General features: G+C 43.9%; 5 protein-coding genes. All 5 read right to left on the reverse strand.

The features are described from left to right. A partial coding sequence (locus tag LHW48_05375; protein ID MCB5259894.1) for a C25 family cysteine peptidase occupies nucleotides 1-3343 on the reverse strand: 3343 nt, incomplete at its 3' end. A gap of 60 nt (nucleotides 3344-3403) precedes the next feature. Further along, complete coding sequence (gene glnA / locus LHW48_05380) at nucleotides 3404-4825, reverse strand: type I glutamate--ammonia ligase (protein MCB5259895.1); 1422 nt, start codon at nucleotides 4823-4825, stop codon at nucleotides 3404-3406. Nucleotides 4826-4890: 65 nt separating this feature from the next. After that, a complete protein-coding gene (locus LHW48_05385; GenBank protein ID MCB5259896.1) occupies nucleotides 4891-5529 on the reverse strand; it encodes a site-2 protease family protein in 639 nt (212 codons plus the stop codon). A 10-nt stretch (nucleotides 5530-5539) separates the two neighbouring features. Continuing rightward, nucleotides 5540-6742 (reverse strand): tyrosine--tRNA ligase, encoded by a 1203-nt coding sequence (gene tyrS, locus LHW48_05390; GenBank protein MCB5259897.1) that lies wholly within the window; start codon nucleotides 6740-6742, stop codon nucleotides 5540-5542. A gap of 181 nt (nucleotides 6743-6923) precedes the next feature. Next, nucleotides 6924-11552 carry an endonuclease gene (locus LHW48_05395; protein ID MCB5259898.1) on the reverse strand — a complete coding sequence of 1543 codons (4629 nt, stop codon included), beginning with the start codon at nucleotides 11550-11552 and terminating at the stop codon, nucleotides 6924-6926. Between the last annotated feature and the right edge of the window lie 40 nt (nucleotides 11553-11592).

Here is an 11592-nt window from a genome sequence, read left to right on the forward strand (position 1 = left end):
CCTCAATACCGATTGTAGCATAGTTTCCATGACGAGAACCAGATTGGCTATCCACGTTATTGAATGTGTGATATTGGAATTTGATGGGACCATCGCCCATACTAGTGTTGTGTACAGATTGATCATAAAGGATAACTTGGAAGGTTTCAGGGGATGTGCCATTTTTACCATTTCGTAAGTTATACCATTCAATAATGAAGGAGCGATTGCCACGATCGAACATGGTATAAATACCACTACCTGAATGAGTGGCAAGATCGTCCCAGAAAGGAGCGATCATTGGGCTGGGTCCCATTGCCCCGGGTAAACGGAAATTTCTAAATTCTGCATTTGCGGTTACACCCATAGCGATAAATCCATTGGAACAGACAGTAATTTGATTGTAGTGTCTGCCATAGAATCTAAATGAGAAAGGCAGATCAACAACGGCAAGAGATTGAGCCCCTACCTGATCTCCTTCGTCAGATCCGTTATATATATCCGAGATCGGCAATGCAGTTCCAAATCCACCTTCTTGTTCGGCAATGGGAATCCAATTGTATGCTGCATAGGGATTATCGGTATCGTTCCAATCGTATATTACATATCCATAATCATCAGGACCAAGAGGGGTATCATTATCTACAGTTCCTACATCTAAATTAAAATCAATAATTTGTTCAAATCCCGCTTCATTAAACAATTCAAGATATAGCGGAATCTGCATTCCGGAAAGTGTTTGAGGACGTAGCCAAACATTAAAGCTTAGTTCCTGAATCTGATCTACCCCATTAAGTTCACCCACCACATCCATATTACTGGTAATCGATAACAGGTCGTTGTGAGTGTGTAAGCGAGCATACACATCGCTTACCGAAACCGTAGCGATATTGTGCAATTCTACTGTTAGCACAGCCTCTTCACCGGGATCGAGAATATTGTTTTGAGGGGTAAGAGCTTGATTTGAATCCGGTTCGTGAGGATTATCGTCAGATACTTGGTAAGAGATTAGCTCAATAATTGGGGATTCTACCAAGATAAACTCAGACACATGGTACTCGTTATCATTGCTATCACTCAGATATAGGTGTAACCGTAGCATTGTGTTGTTGGGAGTGCCGTCATGAATATTAAGAATAATCGGAGAAGTGTTATCTGCCGAACCATAAGCAGGAATTTCAGAATAGTTTATTGAAGGATTCTCTATTTGAAGCCACGGACTATCCGAAGTAACCATTCCACTTACACCTTGTAAGGCTTCTGCGCCGGTATTGCGTAAAGCAAAAGAAACTTGAATGCTTTCACCCGCCGATGCCAAGCCATTAGGATTGGAAGACGCAGAATCATCAATTACAATATCTCCGGGTACCAATGTAGGCTCATCTTCAATCACGATATATATCTGCTTAGGTTTAAAATTATGCTTATGAATGGTTAGCACTGCATCACCGGCTTGCATGGCATCGGGAAGTACAAGAATCACATTGCCATCAGCATCGGTATAGCCCCGCGAGAGGATGTCGAATCCGGAAGAGAGCACAACTGAAGCTCCTTCAACCGCCTCTTGAGTGAGATAATCGGTTACCGCTACATCCAGAAGCCGCAAGCCAAGAGGAATGGTTTCCTCTGTTTGGACATTAAATCTATCTGGGATGCCTGTATAGACTTCCATCGTGGGATCTCCCATTAAGTTACACCAATGGGCAAAGTCTACTGCCGAACCCGGAGAAGAAACTCCAAATATCTCATCTATATATAGTTTCCCGTTTAAAAGAGCTTCACCCATAGTACGCATTCCTCGAGTGTAAATACCTTCAAAAATGCCTCCATGTAGCACATTGTTAAATGTAGTATGGGTACTGGATGTGCTCATACCAATAGCAGTTACCGCACCCTTAGGCAATGCCGTAGTTCCATATCTGATAAGCTGTTCTGTTTCGCCGGATCCATCAAAATTCCCGGTGCCACAAGTAATAATAACTGCGTGGGGTATCATATTACTGCCCGATAACGCACTTTCAGAAGGTGGGCTAAAATCGATATATCCTCGGAAGCTATAAAAAGAAATTCCCTGATTGAAGGCACTATTTATCCCAGAAACCAAGCTACTGAAATTTGCTCCGTATAATTCGGTAAAAGTGTTATCCGAATTCTCTTCCAGAGCCATCTCTTTGATGTACTTGCTGATATACATCGTAGAAATGCCCGAGGGATCGTTGTCGCCAACTAATAGCATTCTGTTCAGCCATTCGGCATTATCTACATCTAAATTCTTCTCATAAGCATATATTTTGTTTAGGAGCACCAAAAACTGGGTAGAATTCTCTACGGAGATTCTCCCGATAAACACATCGCCCAGCATATCTCCGGTATTCATGAATGTATAAGGATAGTCTGTTGCGCCATAAGACTGCTGGAAACAAGGAATGCTAAAACTCCCACCTACGTCACCAATAAGAATAACATAGTCGGGGCGAGTTTCTGGATTGTTATATTGGTTGCGAATATACGTCCGAATGCTACTAGAAGAACTGCCGGCACTTGATGATGAAGTGTTGGCAATATCCACATCGGCACCTTTCTGTCTCTTCCAAGTGGCAAAACCATTCAAAGCAGTATTAAAAACTACATCTTGGGACTGCCCATGAATAATGAGATAACGCGGTGGAGTATTGGCAACCATTAAATCTCTGTATTCATGGTAGTTTTGGATGAAGGACGAATATATCTTATCGAAAGCCGGAGATATGTGATGTACCGGTGCAGTTAACTCGTTTATGCCTGATCCACCGGTATAATTAACGCGCATATTGATGTTTGTATGCGCAGTCAATTCTTGAGTGGCCGCATTGTAACTAAAAGGATTCACCTGAACCGTAATTACTCTAAAATCCCTAATGATTTTGGGATCGCTATATTCAATGGCTGCGGTGGGATATTCGCCACCACCGCCATAATATTGAGTATCTTGCACAAAAGATTTAGGATTTTCAAGCTCCATATCTTGCTGAAGAGGATACGCATGATAGTTGCTAATAACGCTTTGTTGAGAATTAATAACCTCTATGTTTACTCCACCTTGATGGGGAATCGCTATAGTGGTTGTAATAACTGGTAATTCTGGCATACCACTTTGCATAAGAGTTCCAGCTCCGGGCATAACAATGCGGTGAAATGTTTGCCCATTGTTTTCTTGCGTTGTTATTTCATATTGTGGTAAGCTGAATTCAAGTTCCATACTATTATTGGTATTACTTGTAATCTCAAAAGCAGACTTGAATGAGGCTACGCTGAAATCTGTAGCAGCAGCAAAGGCAAGCCCGCAAATCATGCTTAATAGCATTATTAGTGTTAGTTTCTTCATTGGCTATCCCCTATTGGAGTTTGATTTGACCGAATTCAATGCAAGTATTATTCCGTTTTTTTACAGATTGTAATATAACATCATTTCATGAGGATGTGGACGGGCATTAAGTGCCTCATATTCAGCCATCTTGAGTTTGATGTGGCTTTCAATAAGATCTTCATTGAATACATCGCCCACTAAAAGGAATTGATGATCTTCCTTTAGCGCTTGCATAGCCTCAGCGAGATTTGCCGGAATTGAAAGCAAGCTTGCTTTTTTCTCTTCACTCCAAGTATAAACGTTATCGTCGAATGGACCCAAATTGTGTTCAGCCGGATCAATCTTGTTTTTTATGCCATCTATTCCAGCTAACAGAATCGCACTCATTGCCAGATAAGGATTGCATGTAGCATCTCCAGTGCGGAATTCAAAACGTTTATCTTCCGGACTGTTGGCATATTTGGGAATGCGAATAGCAGCAGAGCGGTTGGCAAGCCCATAAAACAGCTTTACTGGGGCTTCAAATCCTGGAAGCAGGCGCTTATAACTGTTGGTAGAGGGATTTGTAAAAGCCACCAGGGCTCGTCCATGATAGAGTATGCCGCCAATAAACCAGATAGCTTCCTTTGAAAGATCGGCATAACCACCCTTTTTGTAGAATATGTTCTTGCCTTTTTTGTGCAACATCATGTGAAAATGCATTCCGTTTCCAGCATGATTGTATACGGGCTTTGGCATAAATGTGGCAGTTAGCCCATAATCTAGTGCGGTTCTGCGGATGATGTCTTTCATCACCATAGTGTCATCACAAATCTTGGGAAACTCTAGCAATTCGGTCTCGATCTCTTGCTGCGAGGAAAGCCCCACTTCGTGGTGGTGATAGCGGACTTTGATGCCCAAAGTCTCCATGTGGTCAACCATCTCTTGACGAATCTCGTAGAAACGATCGAAAGGAGTATCGGCATGATATCCTTTCACGTCTTGCCGACTCACCCCATCCAAATCGTCAAAATCTTCTGGAAGCGCATCTTTACTTTCGCTGGAAGTTATGTTGTATCCACTGGAAAAGCTATCCGAATAGAATTGTACAGTATCAAAAAGGTGGTATTCCAATTCTGGAATCCATGTAGATTTATCGGCAATCTTTGTACTTTTTAGGTATTCATGAGCCCTTAACGCAACACTACGAGGATCTTTCTTGATGCCTATACGAGTGTCTGCATCGCAGATGGAGCAGATCATACGCAACGTTGGAACTTCATAAAATGGATCCAATTGCGCAGTCTGGATGTCTGGCATCAACACCATATCTCCGCTTTCTACACTTCTCATGCCGGGTATGGAAGAACCGTCGAATGGAACTCCTCGCTTTAATACTCTCTCAATTCTGCGAGCAGGAAATGTGATATGATACCACTTTCCGTCTAAGCCGCAATACTTCAGGTCAATTGCCTTCACTTCGTTATCGGCAATCGTCTTTTGCAGTGTCTTTAAATCCATGCTTTTACTCCATGTATGTATTTATTTTAATATTTGTATGATTGATCTCGGCGGTAGTTAGTTTTCTATATAGGCAATCCCAGTAGCCTCATTACCAGCTTAACAGGAGGCAACACTATCTTGCTAATCAGATTAAGCCCCAATAGATTGGATATAATGATGACGGCAAAGAGATAGATCATACCCTTACGCTCTTGCGCAGTCCACTTAAAATAAGCTTGGTCTGTGAGAAACATGCCCAAAACCTTAGATCCATCCAAAGGTGGTACTGGTATTAAATTAAAGAAAGCCAATAATAGATTGAGAAATATCACGTACCAGAATATATGCTGTAGCACAGGTATAGGGGCCGAGATGTGAAAGATTACACTCAATACTATGGCAATAAGGATGTTCGAGACGGGGCCCGCTAGGGCAGTCAAACCGGAATCACGTTTCAGATTGCGGAAGTTATAAGGGTTAAAGGGCACAGGCTTGGCATAGCCGTAAATGAATTCCGCGCTAAAATATAGTATCAATGGCAAAATTACTGTGCCAAAAGGATCGATATGTTTTTTGGGATTGAAGCTCAATCGTCCTGCCCGCTGTGCGGAATCGTCTCCCAAGGCAAAGGCGGCAAAGGCATGACTCACTTCATGGATAATGATGCTATAGAACACCATTACAATGATGGCTATGTTGCTGATAAGGCTATTTATATTCAAATCGCTATCCTTATACCTTTTTTAGCTTCAAGAACTTACGCTTGCCTGCACGCAATATAGCACCATCTGATATTGTTACTTCTGCATCAAATGCGGTAATCTTTTTCCCGTCCAAGCTCACTCCTCCCCCTTGCATTAAGCGTTTCGCTTCTCCATTGCTTGCGCATAAACCACTTTGTACTAATATCTGCACTAGTTTCACGCTATTTCCCTGTACGCCATACTCCGGCATCTCGTCCGGTATTTCTTTTTTAGAGAAGAGCTTTTCAAAGCCTTCTTGCGCTTTCTGTGCATCTTCCTCTCCATGGTACAGCTTAACTATTTCCCAAGCTAGGCGTTTCTTCAAAGTCATGGGATTTATCCCTGCCGCAAGCTCATTTTTTACTTGTTCCAATTGATCTGGATCATAGGCTGTGGCATAAGTATAATAGTTCATAATCAGGTTATCCGGAATGCTCATCACCTTACCGTATTTTTCAGATGCGACATCAAAGACGGCAATGTAGTTATTCAGAGACTTACCCATCTTATTTACTCCGTCTGTTCCCAGAAGTATAGGTGAGAGTATTGCTATTTGTTGTTCCATGCCAAAATAGCGCTGCATGTCTCTTCCACACAAGATGTTAAATTTCTGTTCTGTAGCGCCTAATTCCACATCGCTGTTTATTGCTACCGAGTCGTAACCCTGGAGGATGGGATACATCAATTCATGCATACCAAGAGATAGCCCTTGTTCATAACGATTGCGAAATGTATCGTGTGCCATAAACTGTGCTAAAGTAAATTTGCCCATCAGCTTTAGAACCTCTCCCATACCCATGTCGCCAAACCATTCGCTCTGATAGCGGATCTCGGTAAGTTCCGGTTTGAGTATGGTAAATAGTTGGTCCATATACTTTTCGCTATTGATTCTAACCTGTTCATGAGTAAGGGGAGGTCTAGAATCGTCTCGACCGGTAGGATCACCAATCTGGGCAGTAAAGTCGCCGATAATGATCACGCCGATATGCCCCAGTTCCTGAAAATCCCGCATCTTGCGTATCGGTACCAAGTGACCAATATGTATTTCATTGCCGGTGGGATCGATACCATATTTGATTCTTAGCGGATTTCCGCTTTTAGCGCTCTTGGCAAGCTTGGCTTTCAGCTCGTCCAACGGAATTATTTCCTCCACGCTCTTGGTTATTATTTTCAATTCATGTTCATAATTCATTATGTCTCTTCCTATAAGGATTTATACCGTTCGAACACAATGCCAAGACAGGCTTTTCTTGTCAAGCCCAGAGCGCAGCAGAGGGCGTTCATAAGCGTGCGGCTCTGTGCTGCGCTGAGGACTGCGGATCAGAGACTTTTAACTCAGATCTCGGGCTTCAGATTTATAATTACAGATTTTCCTATTCCCAAACTCCATAAACCTTAAAGAATCTTTGGGTAATTTCGCCCACTGGGCTGGTCCATACATTACCGTCAAAGCTGCCCTGTGCACTCACATCACCAAACTCTCCATAAGGCTCATCGGAAGCAAATACCAGGTAAGCTGTTGCCCCCGGAACTGAAGTAATAGTAAGGATCACATTCCCGTTATTGATGTTGATGCTCGCAGTTGTGGCTTGGGGTTCCGGAGATATGGTAGTAACCATCTGCGCCGGAGAATACATAGAATAACCGTTCTGGAAAGCAGTTCTCAGGCGGTAATAGTATGTAGATCCAGAAGATAGCCCGGAAATAACCTTAGAAGTGGATGTGCCTGCATTGAAGTTGTTATACCCAGAAACAAAGCTTGTAAATTCAGGATCGGTGGCAACCTGCAAATAGTAGGCAGATCCTATAATTGGCTGATTCCAATTCGCCGTAAAACTGCTTGTAGTTACAGTCGTTGCACCAAGCGGATAAGGAGTCCAAAGCATATAGGCAAATTCCGGATGATCCACAAAGGGATTGCGGTTTCCCTGTCGCTCTGCGATGCGCTCATTACGCTGCAATTCCCATTCATCGGGAGGATCCTGTTCATGCCAGGTCAGCAGCGTGGAAAGCTCACCATAATAGGGCTCATTATTAGGCGCAGTATTAGAATAATCTACAATCTCCAGATCATAAGAGGTATCTGTTCCCTCATAGCGCACTGCCATATACATAATCATTCGCGCCACATCACCTTTTTCTTCGTCTCTAGGCTCCCAACTATATGTGGTAGTATAGTTTCCGGTATTACCGCTATAGCCTTGATAGGGCGAAGCATCCACATAGAGAGATCCGCCCTCGTCAAAATCTTTATTTCCTTTAGCAGAATTAACCGTGGCATCGCAAGGTCTCATATGATGGAGGTCTGTACCCGCCGGACGGCTCTCGCCAAAATCTCCATGCGATTTGCTCCATGTGTGTTCCCGATTCCATTGTGTAATGCCACCGCCATAGTTACTCTTAGGAATACTCCATCCGGTATAGATTTGGATTATGTTATTGCTGTTATTGGGATCTTCATCGGTATAGCGTAATTGCGTCCACAGTGCGTCGTAGCTATATTGTGTAGCATGAGTTGTCCGCAATAGATCGTGCAGCTCTGCTTTCAGTGCCGTCCCATAACCATCTATATCCTCGTAATAGCCCGTAAATCCACCACTTAAGGTAGTAAACTGTGACGGATTCCCGGTTGCGGTAGAAGAAAGATACATTGTATTTGACCCAAAGCCGTTGTATTCAAACACTCTAAAGTGATAGGTAGTACTGGCTTCAAGACCTTCTACCAACACTCCGTTGAAGGGAGCATCTTCAATAATCTGAGTGGCATCGTTATACACTACTTGCTGTCCGGAGCCTCCATATATAGGATTCGCCACTGGATCTGTGCCATCGGCAGGAGTATTGAAGAAGTTTTGCGTATTCATCACCACAATGCGCTTGGCACCATTGCCCGGAGTCCATTCCAAGGTGATTGTATTGGAGGTTATTGCTGCTTCGATCTGCCGTGCTTGAACGGTAGGTGTGCTTATCACTTGTGTAAACGCTTCTATGGTATTTGAGTTCTCGCTGCTACCGTTGGCGTTTGCAGCCCTTACTACGTAATAATAATCTGTATCAGGAGCCAAGCCGTTTACTACATAAGAGCTAACGTTACCCACATCCAGATTTTGGTAGCCAGCTACATAACTTATACTACGGCGCGATAGACTGTGAGTGCCAATATAACTGAATGTATCTGTAGGATACATATTCCACTCCGTGCTCAGAGTAGTGAATGCGTCTCCACCTGTACCGACTGGGTTTTGAGTTATGCCAGAGCGTACTTCAGGTTTGCGCACCAAGGTTCTATCCAGAGTGCTATATCCTCCCGAAGCTGTCCAAGCTGTTCCCGGATCATCGCCAATCACGCCAAAAATATCCACATATTGCTCGGTAATTGTGTTGTAGATAGCCACCGCATCGTTGCCATTAAAACTAACAGCGTAAGCATTAAGATAGTCCGCTTCGGCAAGTATATCGGCATGCGCTGAGGCATGAGCCAATACATACACATCACCATTGGCAAGATTCCCACCCAAATCGATACTAAAAGATGGAGTTGGGTTTCCATTACTGAGTATCTGAACCTTATAATCGGTAAGGCTTACCGTACTTCCCGTTCCGTTGTAGATTTCCAAGGCCTTGTTAGTTCCAGACCCTTCTATATATTCTGAAATGATGAGATCATCAAAACCGCCTTCGGAACTTACGGTATATACATCCAGTTTATAAGAGCTAGCACCATTCACGGCTTGCCAATTAGCCTTAAATGATGAAGAAGTCACCTCCGTAGCATCCAAAGCTATCGGCGCATCAGGCAATAGCAGCGTACTCACATTCCCCGTAAGGATTACAGTTTTTTGCTCGGCTCCCACACTGGAAATCTGCACGCTTCCATTATAAGTTCCGCTTAAGAGATTATCTTTTAAGCGTACATATATCGGTTGAGCAACCGTTCCATCCTGAGGAGTCAGATCGATCTGTTGCTGATAAAAACTATTATCCAAAGAAATCTCGTAATCAGTAGATGCGGAAAGTAACAGATTTGCCGAAAGAAATACTGCAGTTAGCGCAAAGGATTGTGATGCCGAAGGACCAAAGCCCTCATTGTAGCCAAATCCGGAAAGGTTAGTCGGATTCACCGCTATCTGTGGATCGGTTGTACCGCTATAATCCGTTACCGATATATCATCCAGGTTCAGCCTGGCATTCGAGCTTCCACTTGATTCCGCAGTTCGGATGCGAATTCTGCCCGGGCTGCTAATATTAATTGTTGCGCTAAAGCTTTGAGTTTCATCATTATTAGCAGCAACAAAATCTTCTCCAGCCTGTATCCAGGTGATGCCACCATCGATGCTATATTCCGCTTTCCATGCCACCTGAGAATCTGAGCCATATCTCCTGTAGAAGAAACTGAGGCTTCCCAAACCATCGCTCTTATCGCCAAGCATAGTCATGGCGGAAGTGCCGTATCCGCGAAGTCTGGCCGATTTTGAACCATTGATCTGATCCGCAGTTGTGTTTCCAATCAAAGCTTCCGTCATATTCCAATCGATCCCGCTTAGCGTAACCGTGCCGCTTTCATAGGCTGCTTTTACCTCGCCCTCTCCTTCAAAATCTACCACATAGCCATCAATGATGATAACCGGACTCACTGAGCCGCTGAGGCTGATTTCCTGCAAGCTTGCATCTGGACTCGTAAGTTCAATACTGCCATTGTAATTCCCCGTTGCCAAACCGGAGATTAGCCTAACGTAGATTGTTGTTGCACTTACGCTACCATCTTGATGAACTAGAGACAGACTATTGCCAAATGTGCCTTCAGCGCTCTGGCTCAGTTCAAAATGCAAAGGCGCACTAATCTGAATATTTCCCAGTAGATTGGCTCCCTGTACCTGAAAGCTTTGCACCGTAGAAGGACCAAAACCTTCCTCATAACTGAATCCTGATAAAGAGCTTGGATTGATGGCAATCATAGGCTGTGCAGTATCATCATACTCTGTGAGCAAGATATCGTCGATATTGAGGCGTGCATCTGTTGTGCCTGTATCTTCCACGGTTCTGATCCGCACCCGCACGTTTCCGGGAACATTGATCAGAGCGCTAAAACTTTGCGCATCACCAAATTCTGACGGGGTAAAGTCCGCTCCCGCCTGCATCCATGTAGTTCCGCCATTCGTACTGTATTCCGCTCTCCAACTTACTCGGGTATCTGTTCCGTATTGTTTATATTGAAAGCTTAATGAGCCCAAACCACCGGATTTATCTTCCAGCATGCTCATGGCAGATGTGCCATATCCGCGCATTCTGGCGGCTCGCAAACCATTGATCAAATCTGTTGACATCTCGCCGATCAAAGCTTCAGTCATATTCCAATCTATGCCGCTGAGGTTCACCGTACCGCTGGCATAGCCCATTTTGATTTCACCGTCACCCTCAAAATTCACCAGATAGTTACCCGCAACCGGTGCTTCGCTTACTTCGCCGCTTAAACTGATCATACGGGAGATAGCGTTCGTACTGGAAAGTTCTATACTGCCTACGTAAGAATCTCCATCCAAACCGGATACCATTCTTACATAAACAGTTGTAATATCCAGCGTCCCGCTTTGTGGGCTAAGCGATAAGCTTCCACTGAAGCCACTGCCTTCATTGAGGCTAAGCTCATAATTTTGCGAAGCTTGGATTTGTATATTGGCAAGCAAGTTAGAGCCTTGAACGTCAAAGCTCTGCACAGCCGAAGGACCAAAGCCCTCCTCGTAAGTAAAGCCGCTAAGAGAACCGGGACTAACCGTGATAAGGGGCTGAACTGAACCACTATAATCCGTCAGCAAAATGTCGTCGATATTCATGCGCTTGTTAGAAGTTCCCGTATCGGTTACCAAGCTGATCTTGATGCGGATATTGCCGGAAATATTCAAAGTCTCCGAAAAGGTCTGAACATCAGCAGTTGCCGTAAAATCACTTCCGGCTTGCGTCCAGGAGGTGCCTCCATCAGAACTGTATTCTACCTTCCACGCCACTTGAGAATCAGATCCATATTGGCGATATTGAAAGCTAAGC

Source organism: Candidatus Cloacimonadota bacterium, assembly GCA_020532355.1.
In the GTDB taxonomy this organism is placed as follows: Bacteria; Cloacimonadota; Cloacimonadia; order Cloacimonadales; family Cloacimonadaceae; genus UBA5456.